This window comes from Agrobacterium sp. LY4 (genome assembly GCF_001526585.1).
Classification (GTDB): Bacteria; Pseudomonadota; Alphaproteobacteria; order Rhizobiales; family Rhizobiaceae; genus Agrobacterium; species Agrobacterium leguminum.
This window is the reverse complement of sequence record NZ_ASYA01000013.1, coordinates 1-15,047: the sequence shown is the minus strand read 5'-3', so window position 1 is coordinate 15,047 and position 15,047 is coordinate 1. Positions and strand designations below refer to the sequence as shown.

Sequence of the window (15,047 nt, the reverse complement as noted above, 5' to 3'; positions counted from 1 at the left end):
GACCGACGTGGCTCGATCGCTACAGACTACCGAAACGTCCGATTGTTCCGAAGCGGTTTCCGACTGAGGGTCCTGACCGTTAGGGCCGTGAACCGATAAACTTGCAGGGATTATGCTGGCCGAGCTAAGGTGCGTTCGCCCTCAGCCAAGCCGGGAGGCAAGACTTGGCGAGGGGATCAGCTGAGGCTCCAAGAGGAGCAGATGGATTTCTCCCGTCCTCCCAGCACCAGCTTGCGCAACGTGGCGCTAACTCCTTCAGCATTCGTATAATCGCATACAAACTCGGCGTGCAGGACAAGTCCCGTGGTCGCCTCGTGGTGAGAATCATCTCGCTGCATTGTCGGTGAACCGTATCGATCGGACGAGGGCGGCCTATTTTCTGGGGTTCATCGGGCAGTCGGCGGATCCTTGGTCATGTCGTGGCGACAGGCTTCGGATCGGCGGCGATAAAGGCGGCTGCATTGGGGTGGAACCGGCGCACCCTGCATGAGATCCCTCCCGGTGCTGACATCTGGTGTCGGCCCCTTGGCCGGCCTGTCCTCCGGTTTTGCTGCGGTCTGAACCAGCGCCCGTTCAGTTCAAGGCCGCTTTGCGCCGCGGAGCGGCCGGTCATGCCGCTCTCGGCAAAACAGCCATACGGACCATGCAGGTCTGGAAGACCCGCTGGTCCGTATGACTGCTTTTCTCGATCTGGCCTGCCCGGACCCTGAACCGCCCGGCTTGCGCCGGTTCTTGTCGACCGCACCGAAGGACAGACCGGCAAGGGGCTGGAACCGCTTCGGCGAACCGAAAGGAAACCACCATGGCAAAGTCCGCGACCTCTTCCCGCCAGCCCAGCCGTCCCACCGCCCGCGTCGTACAGCTCCGCAAGGGTGCCACCATCGAAATGGTCCGCCTGACATGCCCCGACGAAGCGCAGGCGCTTCGCATCGCCGAAAGCTTCGGAACAGCCATCCTCGACAGCGACGGCATCCGCGACATGCACGAGCGCCTGATCATTGAGACTGCGGCCGGCCTCTCCGAGGGCCTCGGCGAACGGGCGATGAAAATCCATCTCCAACGGATCGTCGGCGCCTATGTCGGATCGGCCCATGGCGCTGGCCAGTTTTACAGCAAGGCCGTCACCGAAGCGCGCGATGCGACCGCCAAGAGTGCGTCAGACGCTCGCGACGAGGATCTCGACGGCCCGGTCGGATATGACAGCGCCGCCCAGCGCAAGCGCGAATTCGCCGCCGACATGGGCATTCAGGCGCACGCGCTGCGCCTGGCCGCAGAAGGCGCAGTCGCGGCTTACGAACAGATTGTCGGCGAAGCGTGGAAGCCATTTGACCGCCCGGTCGACAATCCCGGCCAGACGCTCGACCGCAAGGCCGCCGAGGCACAGATGGACGCTCTCGGCTGAGATCCGGCGAAGCCTCTGGCTCCGCCTTTTTCGTGACGAGGCCGCCTCACTTCGAGGTGGCCATTCTTGTGTCACTGCCGGAGCGAAGCTCAACCGGGATAGGAAAGGAAAATGAAGAGAGATCGGAGTGCGCCATTGCGGCCCCGTCCCGTTCGTCGGACCTGCAGGAGCCGGCGGCAAGCCGCAACGGCTGCGCCGTCCTCCACATACATTCCGGCCGTTCCGGTGCGTTTTCCGCCGATCGCTCCTGCCTTCGGCCCTCCGCGACGGGGCCGCGATGGGCGCTGCCCCTGACAAGGAGGTTTGGACATGACAAGGAAATCAGAAAACACGCGCAGCGATATCTACGCCCGCATCACGGACAGGATCGTCGCGGAGCTGGAAAAGGGCGTCCGCCCATGGGTGCAGCCGTGGAGTGCGGCCAATCTGTCCGGCCGAGTTAGCCGGCCACTACGGCATAACAGGCAACCGTACACAGGCCTCAATGTTCTCCTTCTCTGGTCGGAGAGCGTCGCCAGCGGTTTCAGGTCGCCGACATGGATGACGCTGCGCCAGGCAAACGAACTCGGCGCTCCCGTGCGCAAGGGCGAGAGCGGCGCGACCGTCGTCTATGCCAGCCGCTTTACCAAGACCGAGACAGATGCGGGCGGTGGCGAGGTCGAACGCGATATCCCGTTCCTCAAAGCGTACACGGTCTTCAACTGCGATCAGATCGATGGTCTCGCAGATCACTATTACCACTGCCCCGATCCGATCACAAAACCACTTGAGCGCATCGAGCACGCCGATCGCTTCTTCGACAACACGGGGGCTGTCGTCCGATACGGCGGCGACAAGGCCTATTATTCTCCCGCGACCGACCACATCCAGCTGCCGCGGCCCGAACAGTTTCGCGACATGGCCTCCTTCGTTGCCACGAGAGCACACGAAACCTTGCATTGGGCAGGCGGTCCCGCGCGGCTGAATAGGGATCTCAGCCGCTACCACAAGGACCGCCGCGAAAGGGCATTCGAAGAAATGCTCGTGGAATTGGGGTCAGCGATGCTGTGCGCGGATCTCGGCATCGTTCCGGAGCTGGAGCCGCACCCGGATCATGCCGCGTACATCCAGAGTTGGGCCGAAATCCTCGGCTCCGACAAGCGCGCGATCTTCAATGCGGCGGCGCATGCGCAGCGCGCAGTCGCCTATCTGCATGACCTTCAGCCGGAAGCGACCGCCGGGCGGGAGGCTGCCTGATGCTTCATGAACAGAGCTTTGCAGGAAAGGGTGTGTGGCGTCTAAGGGTGGCATACAGGCGGCTGGCAACGGATACCGGGTCATTTTTGAGCGGAAGGCATGCCGCCTTCTGCGGACCTCTGCCGTGAACCACCCCGGCCCAGCCAGTCCCTTAAGTCCGAAACTATCTTCCGTGCCGGCCAACCGGTGCGATGTGGGCGCTGAGGGCTGGGCGGGATCGCATGCAAACCGAGTCCTTGCCGGCAGAATGAGGCGCCATCCATTCGACGATGAGCTCGATTGTCGTACGGTCGGTAGTGCAGACCCACCTGTCGGCGAGGGGTTCGAACGGAACGGCATGACCGCAGTCGTGACGGGGTATGAGCATGGTGCCATACGATTGTGCCGGCAGCGCGATGCTGGTGAACTCACCGGTCGGTCTCTCGGCATGTCGTGCGCGATCCGGTTCGGCTGGCCACACCCACGCAGCCCTCGATGGATCTGGTGTGACCGAAGGACGCCTTCGTCTCGACCGCCTTGGCCGCAACGGCCCTACGCAACTTTCTTCCCCTGCGAACACGTTCGCATTCCTCGCGGGGCAAGAAAGCCGCTCCCGGCCATCCTCCACTTCGTTCCGGCCCCATCGGGGTGCGGCGTCGATCGCCGTCGGTCTTAACACCGTCATCGAGGACGCGATGGGCGCGGCCCGAGCAAACCGGAAAGGTTACGACAATGGCAGTCATCGGCGAATTCACCACCAACGGCAACAACTCCATCATCGGCAACGTGCGCACTCTCACCGTCAGCATGAAGGCCCGCCTGAACCCGATCGAACGCGTCTCGCGCGACGCTCCGGATTTCCGCATCACCGCCAGCAGCGGCGTCGAGGTCGGCGCCGGCTGGAAGGCGGTCTCCAACGACGGCGAGGAATACATTTCCGTCAAGCTGGACGACCCGAGCTTCAACGCCCCGATCACAGCAGCTCTTTGGCCGAGCGAGAAGGACGGCGAATACGCCCTCATCTGGAACCGCCCGAAGCGGGAGGTCTGATCACCCCGAAGAGCTTCGCCGAAAGGCGGGGCTCTTTTCCGTCCCATTGACGAAGCCGGGTGCAAGCATCGAGCCTGCTTCCGGCTTTTCCGGTGCCATACGGGAGGTGGGAACTGCTCAGTTCGTCCAAGCATGCCATGGCGAACCGAAGGCGTCCAGCACGAGCGGCGCCTCCAAGTTGCTCCCGCCGCCTCTGGCGGCTTCCGCAAATCGGCTCCTCCACTCGCCGCCTCTGGCGGTCGCGTCCCGCGCTGCTTGACCCCTCCGTTTCGCCATGACGCGCGGCGTCGTCTTTCACAAACGTCAAGGAGACGACGATGGCGATTTCTCTCGAAGTACAACGCGAAGAGCTTAAGGCCGAACTCAGGAACACCTGCGATCCAGCGGAGCATCGCCAGATTGCGGCGGAGCTGGAGATGGTACAGGCGGAGCTTGCAACAATCGAGGCCGAGCAGGACGGGCGCATCAGCGCGGAGCCACCGTTCTAAGGGGAGGCGTCGAACGACTTTCGTGTGCTTCACTTGCTGCCGAAGATCTCGTGTCGATCTCATTCCATCGACATCAGGGATGGTGCGTCCCGAACGTCTGGCTGCAACCTGATGACGCCAGAATTTTCCCCGCCTGTGGCTCCTCGCGCATCAAAATTCAGGCGCCCTCAGGTCCTCCGCTCCGCTTCGGCCCTTTCGGTGCAGCCCTCCTTTCCGGTTCGCTCTTCATCCCCGCAATGAAACGCAATCAACAGGAGATCAATGATGCAACAGCTCGCAAAATTCCTCAGTGCCACCGGCCGACGTCTTCGCACCCTTGGCAAGGTCGTCAGTCACCTCTTCCGCAAGGGCAAACTCGGTTTGAAGATCGCGATTAAGATCCCCTTCTTCGCCGATGTCGAGCTCAACATCGAGACCGAATGGGAACGGCGCGAGTGAGCGCCGACGGGCTCGGCCTTAACCGGCCAAGCCCCTAGCACCAGGGCTCGCGACGACCCGTCCACGTCCGGGCCAATCCTTCCGAGACCAGGACATCGCCGAGGCTATGGCCATTTCGAACGAGAACCCGCAGCGCCCGACCATAGCGGTCCTTGTCACGACCCGGCCATGCTCGCATTTCGAAAGGACCCTGGTTCACCAGTTCGATTAATCGCTCGGTGGCGCGATTACCCAGAGCAAGCTCCGAGGCGCATCTGGGCTCACTGATCTCAGGTGCGTCAATGTCGGCGACCCGGACTTTCGTGCCATTAATCCACAGTGTATCGCCGTCGATGACGCAGGCGATCCTGTGGCCATCGGTGCATTTTTTTAACATTACTGAAGTCATATTTGCTGCAGCTAGTGTGATCGTTGGGGCCCAGCCTTCCAAGGCGATAGCACTTATGACGCCAAGGACAATCGTGAAGAGCGCGAGTTCGTGTCGCCTTCTCTTTTTTCGGAAGAAAAGCGGGAGGTCATGCGAATATGCCAAACGTCAAATTCTCCTGTTTCATCATCGTCGATGTGTGGATGGCAGTCAAAGGCCGCAAGGGATGGCCGAACGTCAATGGCAGGCTGCAGAAGGGTTGACCCGGTATCCACGGCTTCGCTTCTGTCGGAGAAGATCGAGGAAGGCAGCGACAGCGTCTCGCTCTCGGGCGAAATGCTGGACCTTCATCTGCCCCTGCGCTCCGATCCGGCCCCAACGGCGTGTCAGACAAATTTCGCCGAACAGGTCGGGCTCGATCGTCATGGCATAGAAGCGAGCCATGTTGCGAGCCTCATCCGTGCGTTCGACATAGAGCTGATAGGGTTGACGGAGCATGGCAGCATAATCGCTCGGTCGCCAAGTTTCGTCCAACGAGAGATATGAATCGATTGCCTTCGACCGATTCATTTCCGTGAAGTTCCGATGAACGCTATGGGCGGTCCGCCTGCGGCGTTCAGCTCTATTCGCCAAAGCGAACGAAGCCTTGGTCTTCGCCCATCCGGGTCACGATCTTTCCGCAAACGCCGAGCGCCATCAGTGCAAGCGAACGTCGATTAATATCCGAGGAAGCCGAGTACATCACCGCCATAAAATTCTCCATAGCGGTCGGGAAGACCGATCACGTCCCCACTGTCTTTGTCGATCGGCGCGCTGTCGACCTCGCGTACCACCGCCGTGATGCCGTGCTTGCGGCATTCATCGATTGCCTCGGCCGCCGTCACCTGTGCTTCGCATGCTTCCCAATACCTCATCGACGTATCCTCTATCTATCGCACGACCGGTTCGTCCGTGGGCGAAGAGTTTTTGTGAAAGCGGTTCTCCCCGACGCAGACCTTCATGTCCTCTCGCCGGAACCAGATGGCGCGGCCACAGCGCAGCGGCGGATTGCCTGATGTGAACACGATCTGCTCATCGCTGCGCATGCGCAGAACCTCGTGCGGCAGGATCAGCGGCCGGCGGCTGAGCTGCTTCGATCGAGATCGCGATGATCCCTTCATTCCAGACGATCTGTTGGTCTGGTCGACCTCGACCGTGGTGTCGCCACATCGCTTCGAGATGTAGTCGGCGGTATCGGGATCGTTGATCGCCGCGAACGAAATCCACGATGCCGATTCGAACCATTTGCTCGTCGCATCGCGGCCGCCATAGGCCTCGCGCATCTGGCCGAGTGACTGGAAGATCAGGGTGAGCGTGATGCCGTATTTGCGGCCGGCGTCACGAGCGGTTTCGAGGATGCGCAGATAGCCGAGACGCGCCACCTCGTCGAGCAGGAACAGCGCACGTCCGGTCACATTACCATTGCGATTATAGATGGCATTGAGCAGCGAGCCGATGACGACGCGGGCGAGCCCCGGATGAGCTTCCAGCACCTTGAGATCGAGCGCAATGAAGATGTCAGTCCCACCGGCGGCAAGATCGTCGGTGGAGAAGCTGTCGCCGGAGACGAGGCCGGCATAGTTCGGGTAGGAGAGCCAATGGGTTTCCTTCACCGCATTTGCATAGACGCCGGAAAACGTCTCCGGCGTCATATTGACGAAGACGGCGACATTCTCCTTCACGAAATCCGAATCCGACTGTTCGTAAATACGTGTCAGCCGCTCGCGGAGCTTCGGCTCCGGCTCGGAGAGATTGGCACGCACGCGGCGCAAGGTCTGATCCTTCTCCTCCGTGTGACCGGAAAGGCAGACATCGGCGATCAGCGCCGTCAGAAGCTGCATGGCGGAAGCCCGGAAGAAGTCGTCACGAGCGGATGCCGTGCGCGCATTGTCGGTCATAATCCACGTGGCGACGGCGACGATATCCTCTTCCTTGGTGTTGCCATGACGGCCAATCCAGTCGAGCGCATTGAAGCCGACACCGGGAGCTGTGGGATCGAGCACGATCACCTTCCGGCCCGCCTGGCGCCGGTGTTCAATGACCATCGGCGCCACCTCGCTCGACGGATCCAGTACGACGAGACCGCCACCCCATTTGAGCGCGGTCGGGATCGTCACCGACGTCGTCTTGAAGCCACCGGAACCCGCAAACACAATGCCATGCGACGAGCCAAAGGAGCCGTCGAAGCAGAGGAGCGGCGACTTGCCGCCAGCGCCCCAGCTTTGCGGTTCATCGGAGCGGAACGGCAGAGTGGCAACGCTGTCGCGATCGACACGATAGCGTTCGCCGATAACGATACCGCCTGCCTCTGGAAACAGTTTCGTGGCTTCGGGCAGTTTCATCCAGTCGGCCTCACCATGCACAGCGCGTTTGCCGCCGATGCGGCGCGGTCCGGACGCCGCGAACGCAGCATTGCCTTTCAGCGCGACACGCAAGGCGAAGATACCGCTGAAGAGAGCTGCGGCAGCACCCACCATCGTGGCAGGGTCGGAATAGCTGAGAACGGACTGTCCCGCCGGCACGTGTCCGGCGATACCGGCAAGCCGGACAATCTCGCGCACCACGGCGATGACGACGGTGACGGCGTTTCCAGCGAACACGCTCAGACCGGCAGCCTTGATGTTGGCCGAACCATTGGCGGCGAACAGCGCAACGACGCCGATCGCGGCGGCAGCGACATAGGGCAGAGCGATGCCGACGCGGCCCAGCATCAGCCTAGCCTGCGCCGATGTTCCGAGTGCCGCCAACCCATGTTCAAAGCCTGACATCAGGACCATCACCACGATCATGATCGCCGGGGGCAGAATTGTCAGAAGCAGCTTATTCGCTGTCATTGCCGAAAGCCTCCGCGCCGATCGCCGCCAAGCGGGCCTTCTCCATCTCGTCGCCCTTGATCCGTCTGCCCGCGTCGATCAGCAGACCGAGGAGCAGAGCACGTTTCTCGTAGCGCAGCCCGGCCTTGACGATCAGGCCGCCGAGTTCGATTTTTTCCCTCGTGTCTTTTTTGCGCGCATCTGATGTCATCGCCTTGGCCATCCGCTCAAGCCTCACCAGTCCCGCTCGCATCCGCGCCAGGCGACTGCGTCGCGGACGCCCCGCTCGCGGCTCGCCCATCTCCGGCGTCCTTCCTCCCGGACGCAGTACCTTTGCCTCCGCGAAACCGTTTGACGATTTCCTCGAACGCGGCCTGAAGCTCTGCCTCATCGATCTCAAACTCTCCCAGGCCGGCTTTCAGCGCGATGCGACCAATGCGCTCGGCCTCGCGGGTCTCGGCCTGCTTCAGCTGGTCCTGCAATCTCGCGATTTCTTCCCTGATCCTCGATGATGGCTTCTTCATTCCGGTTGATCCTCTGAACTCTGGGCGTTGCACTTGCGACGCCCAGATTCTCCCGGATGCTCCGAAAAAGACATCTGCAGATCTGCAGATCGCCAACGGCGATGCTTCTGTGAATGATCCCGCCGTTCCGAAGGAATGGCTCCAAGGGCGCAATTATACGTCGCGATGCGACGCGTTGCTTTTCGGTCCGATGAGACAGGGCTCTACCGCCACTCCCGACGAACTTGGTTCAAACCGGGAGCGCTCTTCGCCGTGGCCATCGCACATTTTTCAGCCAGCATCGTCAGCCGCGGCTCGGGCCGCAGCGTGGTGCTGTCTGCGGCTTACAGGCACTGCGCGAAGATGGAATTCGAGCGCGAGGCCCGCACTATCGACTATCGCGCCAAGCAGGGCTTGCTGCACGAAGAGTTCTTGCTCCCGCCCGATGCCCCTAAATGGGTCCGCTCGCTGATCGCCGACCGTTCGGTTTCCGGAGCGTCGGAAGCTTTCTGGAACAAGGTGGAAGCGTTCGAGAAACGTGCCGATGCGCAGCTTGCCCGTGACCTGACGATTGCCTTGCCATTGGAATTGTCGGCCGAGCAGAACATCGCCCTGGTCCGGGATTTTGTCGAGAAACACATCCAGGCGAAAGGCATGGTCGCCGATTGGGTCTATCACGACAACCCCGGCAATCCACATATCCATCTGATGACAACATTGCGGCCGCTCTCCGACGACGGGTTCGGGTCGAAGAAGGTTGCGATCATCGGCGAGGACGGCCAGCCGGTACGCACGAAATCCGGCAAGATTCTTTATGAACTCTGGGCCGGATCGACCGAGGACTTCAATGTCCTGCGCGACGGCTGGTTCGAGCGGCTCAACCATCATCTGGCGCTCGGCGGTGTCGATCTGAGGGTCGACGGCCGCTCCTACGAAAAGCAGGGCATCGATCTGCAGCCCACTATCCATCTCGGCGTCGGGACCAAGGCGATCGAGCGCAAGGCGGAGAGCCAAGGTGTTCGCCCGGAGCTGGAACGGATCGAGCTTAACGAGCAACGGCGCTCGGAAAACGCCCGCCGGATCCTGCGCAATCCCGCCATCGTGCTCGACCTGCTCACGCGAGAAAAGAGCGTGTTCGACGAACGCGATATCGCCAAGGTCCTGCATCGCTATGTCGACGATCCTACCATCTTCCAGCAGCTGATACTGAAAATCATCCTGAACCCCGAGGTGCTGCGGCTTCAGCGCGACACGATTGATTTCGCCACCGGGGAAAAGCTGCCGGCCCGCTATTCGACGCGAACGATGATCCGGCTGGAAGCAACGATGGCCCGGCAGGCAACATGGCTGTCGAACAGGGAGGGAAGGGGCGTTTCCCGCTCCGCTCTCGACGCCGCGTTCAAGCGGCATGAACGGCTGTCCGACGAGCAGAGAGCAGCGATCGAGCGCATTGCAGGACCCACCCGTATCGCTGCCGTCGTCGGACGTGCAGGCGCCGGCAAGACCACGATGATGAAGGCGGCCCGTGAGGCGTGGGAGATGGCCGGATATCGCGTTGTCGGCGGAGCGCTCGCAGGCAAGGCGGCTGAGGGTCTGGAGAAGGAAGCGGGGATCCAGAGCCGTACGCTGGCGTCATGGGAGCTGCGCTGGAACCGTGGCCAAGACGTTCTGGACGACAAGACGATCTTCGTCATGGACGAGGCCGGTATGGTCGCCTCTAAACAGATGGCGGGCTTCGTCGATGCGGCGGTTCGGGCTGGTGCAAAGATCGTGCTGGTGGGTGATCCCGAGCAGCTTCAGCCGATCGAGGCAGGGGCGGCTTTCCGCGCTATTGTCGATCGCATTGGTTACGCCGAACTCGAAACCATCTATCGCCAGCGGGAAGATTGGATGCGAAAGGCGTCGCTCGATCTGGCGCGGGGCAATGTCGAGAGGGCGCTCGTCGCATATCAAGGTGAGGGCAAGGTGCTCGGCTCGCGTCTGAAGGCCGAAGCCGTTGAGCGCCTGATCGCCGACTGGAACAACGACTACGATCAGACGAAGACGACGCTGATCCTCGCTCATCTGCGCCGCGACGTGCGTATGCTCAACGTGATGGCCCGCGAGAAACTCATCGAGCGCGGCATTGTCGGTGAAGGCCATGTCTTCAAAACGGCTGACGGCGAGCGCCGTTTTGATGCCGGCGACCAGATCGTCTTCCTGAAGAACGAAGGATCGCTTGGGCTCAAGAATGGCATGATCGGTCGTGTTGTAGAGGCAGCAGCAAACCGCATCGTTGCAACGGTGGGCGAGGGCGAACAGCGCCGCCAGGTCATCGTCGAACAGCGGTTCTACAACAATCTCGATCACGGCTACGCCACCACGATTCACAAATCCCAGGGTGCCACCGTCGATAGAGTCAAGGTGCTCGCTTCCCTGTCCCTGGACCGGCATCTGACCTATGTGGCGATGACCCGCCATCGCGAGGATCTGCAGCTCTACTACGGGTCGCGGTCCTTCTCCTTCAACGGCGGCCTGGCCAAGGTTCTCTCCCAAAAGAATGCCAAGGAGACGACGCTCGACTACGAGCGTGGGCAGTTCTATCGCGAGGCGCTGCGCTTCGCCGAGGCTCGTGGTCTGCACATCGTCCAGGTCGCACGCACGTTGGTGCGCGATCGGCTCGACTGGACGCTGCGCCAGAAATCCAGACTTGTCGATCTCGGCCAGCGCCTTACTGCCTTTGCCGCGCGCCTCGGTTTCACCCAATCCCCGAACACTCAGACAATGAAGGAGGCCGCACCCATGGTCGCAGGCATCAAGGCATTCTCCGGCTCTGTTACCGACACGGTCGATGACAAACTTGGCGCCGATCGCGCGCTGCAACGGCAATGGGAAGAAGTCTCGGCGCGCTTCGCTTATGTCTTTGCCGATCCCGAAACGGCCTTCCGCGCGATGAATTTCGACGCGGTTCTGGCAGATGCGAAACAGGTGCTTCAGAAACTCGAGGCGGAGCCGGCGTCGATCGGCCCGCTGAAGGGCAAGACAGGCATTCTCGCGACCAGGTCGGAGCGTGAGGCGCGCCGTATCGCCGAGGTGAATGTGCCTGCTCTCAAGCGCGATCTTGAGCAATATCTTCGGATGCGTGAGACGGTCACTCAGAGGCTCCAGGCCGACGAGCAGGCTCTGCGCCAACGGGTCTCGATCGACATCCCAGCCCTGTCGCCGGCGGCGCGCGTCGTGCTCGAGCGGGTGCGGGACGCCATCGACCGAAACGATCTGCCGGCGGCGATGGCCTATACGCTCAGCAATCGGGAGACCAAGCTCGAAATCGACGGGTTCAACCAGGCTGTTACCGAGCGGTTCGGGGAACGCACGCTGTTGAGCAACGCAGCGCGTGCGCCGTCAGGAAAGCTGTACGAGCAGCTTTCCGAGGGCATGAAGTCGGAGCAGAAGGAACAGTTGAAACAAGCCTGGCCGGTGATGCGAACAGCGCAACAGCTCTCCGCCCATGAGCGCACCGTTAACTCCCTAAAGCTGGTCGAGGAACAGCGGCTCACACAACGCCAGACGCCGGTGCTGAAGCAATGAGGCACAGGCGGACTCTCCTGTTTCTGGCGGGCGCCGTCGTGATCATGTCCGTAGTGGCGGCGACCGCGCTCACAGGCGGCTATCGGCTCAACCTGACCCCAAGCGAGCCGCTCGGCCTATGGCGTATCGAACAGCTTCAGCGTCCGGTCTCCATCGGCGATCTGGTGTTTTTATGCCCGCCCACCACAGCTGTTTTCGAAGAGGCGCGGCGGCGCGGATACCTGCGGCGCGGACTTTGCGTCGGCGGAGTTGCGCCGCTGATCAAGACGGTCGCAGCACTTCCCGGACAGCGTGTCGAAATCACCGATCACGTGCTCGTCGATGGTCGTTTGGTTCCCGCATCTTCTGTGTGGCGCACGGACGGCGATGGCAGGACGATCAAACCCGATCCCGGCGGTGTCGTGCCGTCGCACCATCTGTTTCTTCACTCACCGTTTGCGAGTTCTTATGACAGCAGATATTTTGGTCCGGTTCCGGATTCCGGTCTTCTCGGCCTGGCGCGGCAGGTCCTCACCTTCGATCCGTAATCGCGGTGACGATCATCTGCCTGGTCGCTGGAAATCCATGCCTTTGATCATCGCGGCTATTGCCTGCGGGTGGGTCGGCTGGAGCGGCGAGGTGCTTCTTCTTCCGTTCGCCGCAATCTTTCCTGTGTTCTGGGCAATGGCGCCGTCACGTAAGAACGCCGCATTTGTTACAGCAGGCTATTTCCTGGCGGCCTCCCGCGGGTTACCGCAGGGTGTGGCCAACTTCTATCGCGCCGATCTCTGGCCGGGGCTTTTGCTCTGGGTCGTGGCTTCCGCATCCTTCGTCACTGTCCATGCAGTGCTCTGGACGAAACCTGGTGGCGAAAACGCTTCCGACAGAAAAGGAAATGATGCGGCGAGGGCGCTACGCTATCTGCTCGCCATGGCGCTGACAGGGCTGCCGCCATTCGGCATTACCGGCTGGGCGCATCCCGTGACAGGGGCCGGCGTGCTCTTTCCAGGCTGGGGATGGTTGGGACTGTCCGCGATGGCGACCGGTCTGCTCATCATGACGACAAGGCTTTGGCCGGCCGCAGCCTTCATCCTTGGAGGATTCTGGCTCTGGTCCGCCGCGACGTGGACGGAACTGAAGCTACCTGATCTATGGAGGGGCGTCGACCTTGAGGTGGGACAAAACCTCGGTCGCGATGGATCGCTTCTGTATCACCGTGCCCTGATCGCAACGATGCTGGGTAGAATTGCTGCGCATCCGGACACGCGTGTTGTGGTCCTGCCGGAAAGCACGCTCGGCTTCTGGACACCGACGGTCGCTCGTGTCTGGCGGGAAGGTCTGCGGGGCTCAGGTCTTACCGTGATCGCAGGTGCCGCAGTCGTTGATCCCAAGGGCTATGACAATGTGATGGTGGTGGTCTCGGCTGACGCAGGAAAGATCCTCTATCGTGAGCGCATGCCGGTCCCGGGTTCGATGTGGCAGCCGTGGTTGCGATGGACCGGGCAAGGCGGTGGCGCGCATGCAGACTTCTTTGCCAATCCGGTGGTCGAGGTTGACGGGGTAAGGATCGCGCCGCTGATCTGCTACGAGCAGCTCATTCTCTGGCCCGTCCTGCAATCGATGCTGCATTCGCCTGAGGTGATCGTTGCCGTTGGCAATGGCTGGTGGACCGAGAACACCGCGATTGTCGCCATACAGAAAGCGAACGCGATCGCTTGGGCTCGGCTCTTTGACCTTCCCATCATTATGGCATTCAACACATAGGGAGTACCTGGGATGCTTGATGCCGCCCTTATCCAGCAATGCGCCGATCCTTCCCTGCAGCCTGCGATCGTCGAACAGTTCATCGCGAAGGCCGGATCGCCGGACCCTCTGGCCGTCACCGTGCGCTCCGGCAACCGGGTGGTGCTGGTGCCGAAGCCCACGACGCCGGAGGAGGCACTGGCTCTGATCCGCGATAATCTCGGCCGTAACACCGTTCGCGTGGGTATCACCCAATATCCGGCGGGAGTCGGCATCGTCGAGGCCGGTCAGTTGAAGCCGGATGTGGTCGAGCCTTGTAAAAATATCCGTATGGGGACGACGCTCTTTGCCAAGGTCTTTCGCATCGTTTCCAAATGGTATGGCAATCCCACAGCGAAGGAAGTCCTGCCACAGGTTATGGATGATGCGGTCATCGCCTGGCAGACGGGGTATTTCGAAGGGGTAGCTGTGTTTCGCGCGGATGAGCCCGGGCAGGAGAAAACTACTCGCCTCGCCACAGCCGATTCCGAAGAACCCGAAAATAGCGCTGACCCAATCGAAGATAACACCGCCACAGCAACTGCGACCGACACCGTAGCGTCCGATCCGAACAAGGCAGGCATGAGGATCAATCTTTCCGGAATCGGTGCGGAACGATGATGGTTTTCTGCAGATCTGCGGGGTGATCTCCGTCCATTTGCCCTAGCGAGAACGCCATCGTCTCTCGATAAGGGGGGCGGGGCAGTACGCGCTGACCCGGGGTGTGGAAACCTCTATCAGACGGTTGGTATCGGCCGATGCGATACCAGAATCCTCTGGCCATTGGCCGGTGGGCCTGCGACGTATGTCCAGGTACTCCGGTGCTAAAGGTCGCAGGACTGTTCTGATACAGTTTTCCAACCCCCGGCTTGGGATCAGAGATTAACGTTTGCGGGGGCGCACCGCAGACAATATCCTAGGGTTGGATCACCAATGGATTTGAAAGATTCCGCAGTGTCGGACACATGTGAACTGCGCCCGGTGATTGGGCTCACGCGCGGACTTCCAGTCCCGGATATCGAGACTTTGGCGATCAACGCCATCCGGTTGCATAGGCAGCTCGTCGAAAAGGCGGATCAGTTTTTCCAGGCTTTGCCGAAGGATTATCAGACGGGCAAATCAGTTGGCGGAGAGCAGCATCTCGAATATATCGAAGCGATGATCGAGATGCATGCGCAGATGAGCGCCGTTAACACGCTGGTTGGTCTGTTGGGCTACATTCCGAAGGTCTCCGTCAACTGAACTTTTCGTCTAGATGAGGCCAGCACGGATGGCCAGGGCCACCAGATGCGGCATCGTATGGATCTGGAAACGCTTTCTCGCTTCTTCAAGTTTGCTTTTTACCGAATTGTATTTAACGCCCTCGAGATCGGCAGCTTCTTCCATCGTCTTGCCGACCGAGAT

General features: G+C 61.1%; 16 protein-coding genes and 1 pseudogene. 10 read left to right on the top strand and 7 right to left on the bottom strand.

The window, feature by feature from the left end; genetic code table 11:
- Positions 1–802 precede the first annotated feature (802 nt).
- The 5 genes from L904_RS13745 to L904_RS28130 all read left to right on the top strand — a co-directional run bounded on the left by L904_RS13745 (position 803) and on the right by L904_RS28130 (position 4,593).
- Complete coding sequence (locus tag L904_RS13745) at positions 803–1,402, top strand: hypothetical protein (RefSeq protein WP_035263511.1); 600 nt, start codon at positions 803–805, stop codon at positions 1,400–1,402.
- Between the two features lie 309 nt (positions 1,403–1,711).
- A complete protein-coding gene (locus L904_RS13740) occupies positions 1,712–2,638 on the top strand; it encodes an ArdC family protein (protein ID WP_035263512.1) in 927 nt (308 codons plus the stop codon).
- 711 nt (positions 2,639–3,349) lie between these two features.
- Positions 3,350–3,667 carry a DUF736 domain-containing protein gene (locus L904_RS13735; RefSeq protein WP_035263513.1) on the top strand — a complete coding sequence of 106 codons (318 nt, stop codon included), beginning with the start codon at positions 3,350–3,352 and terminating at the stop codon, positions 3,665–3,667.
- Between the two features lie 317 nt (positions 3,668–3,984).
- A complete protein-coding gene (locus L904_RS28135; RefSeq protein WP_196248067.1) occupies positions 3,985–4,155 on the top strand; it encodes a hypothetical protein in 171 nt (56 codons plus the stop codon).
- 264 nt (positions 4,156–4,419) lie between these two features.
- Complete coding sequence (locus tag L904_RS28130) at positions 4,420–4,593, top strand: hypothetical protein (protein WP_196248068.1); 174 nt, start codon at positions 4,420–4,422, stop codon at positions 4,591–4,593.
- A gap of 34 nt (positions 4,594–4,627) precedes the next feature.
- Here L904_RS28130 and L904_RS13730 read toward each other — a convergent pair whose 3' ends face one another.
- From L904_RS13730 to traC, 6 genes are all read right to left on the bottom strand, one after another.
- Positions 4,628–4,969 (bottom strand): thermonuclease family protein, encoded by a 342-nt coding sequence (locus L904_RS13730; protein WP_245285041.1) that lies wholly within the window; start codon positions 4,967–4,969, stop codon positions 4,628–4,630.
- A gap of 228 nt (positions 4,970–5,197) precedes the next feature.
- Positions 5,198–5,386: a WGR domain-containing protein gene (locus L904_RS28625; RefSeq protein ID WP_371259813.1), complete on the bottom strand. Its 189-nt coding sequence runs from the start codon at positions 5,384–5,386 to the stop codon at positions 5,198–5,200.
- Between the two features lie 290 nt (positions 5,387–5,676).
- Complete coding sequence (locus tag L904_RS13720) at positions 5,677–5,874, bottom strand: hypothetical protein (protein ID WP_035263515.1); 198 nt, start codon at positions 5,872–5,874, stop codon at positions 5,677–5,679.
- A 15-nt stretch (positions 5,875–5,889) separates the two neighbouring features.
- Positions 5,890–7,833, bottom strand: a complete 1,944-nt coding sequence (gene traG / locus L904_RS13715) for a Ti-type conjugative transfer system protein TraG (protein WP_035263516.1) — start codon at positions 7,831–7,833, stop codon at positions 5,890–5,892.
- On the bottom strand, positions 7,820–8,035 hold the full coding sequence (gene traD / locus L904_RS13710; RefSeq protein ID WP_059762531.1) for a type IV conjugative transfer system coupling protein TraD: 216 nt from the start codon (positions 8,033–8,035) through the stop codon (positions 7,820–7,822). Before traD ends, traG begins: the two co-directional genes overlap by 14 nt.
- Positions 8,036–8,039: 4 nt before the next feature.
- Positions 8,040–8,336, bottom strand: coding sequence for a conjugal transfer protein TraC (gene traC, locus L904_RS13705; RefSeq protein WP_035259288.1), 297 nt, complete (start codon positions 8,334–8,336; stop codon positions 8,040–8,042).
- A gap of 252 nt (positions 8,337–8,588) precedes the next feature.
- On the opposite strand from traC, the gene traA reads away from it, so the two are divergent.
- From traA to L904_RS13680, 5 genes are all read left to right on the top strand, one after another.
- Positions 8,589–11,882: a Ti-type conjugative transfer relaxase TraA gene (traA, locus tag L904_RS13700; protein ID WP_059762533.1), complete on the top strand. Its 3,294-nt coding sequence runs from the start codon at positions 8,589–8,591 to the stop codon at positions 11,880–11,882.
- Positions 11,879–12,409 carry a conjugative transfer signal peptidase TraF gene (gene traF, locus L904_RS13695; RefSeq protein WP_035260808.1) on the top strand — a complete coding sequence of 177 codons (531 nt, stop codon included), beginning with the start codon at positions 11,879–11,881 and terminating at the stop codon, positions 12,407–12,409. Before traA ends, traF begins: the two co-directional genes overlap by 4 nt.
- Positions 12,410–12,446: 37 nt before the next feature.
- Positions 12,447–13,625 (top strand): conjugal transfer protein TraB, encoded by a 1,179-nt coding sequence (locus tag L904_RS13690; RefSeq protein ID WP_035260806.1) that lies wholly within the window; start codon positions 12,447–12,449, stop codon positions 13,623–13,625.
- A 12-nt stretch (positions 13,626–13,637) separates the two neighbouring features.
- Positions 13,638–14,264 carry a TraH family protein gene (locus L904_RS13685; RefSeq protein ID WP_035260804.1) on the top strand — a complete coding sequence of 209 codons (627 nt, stop codon included), beginning with the start codon at positions 13,638–13,640 and terminating at the stop codon, positions 14,262–14,264.
- 312 nt (positions 14,265–14,576) lie between these two features.
- Positions 14,577–14,885 carry a transcriptional repressor TraM gene (locus L904_RS13680; RefSeq protein WP_035260802.1) on the top strand — a complete coding sequence of 103 codons (309 nt, stop codon included), beginning with the start codon at positions 14,577–14,579 and terminating at the stop codon, positions 14,883–14,885.
- A gap of 9 nt (positions 14,886–14,894) precedes the next feature.
- Here the strand turns inward: L904_RS13680 and L904_RS13675 are convergent.
- Positions 14,895–15,047 (bottom strand): annotated as a pseudogene (locus tag L904_RS13675) (transcriptional regulator TraR); the annotation flags it as partial.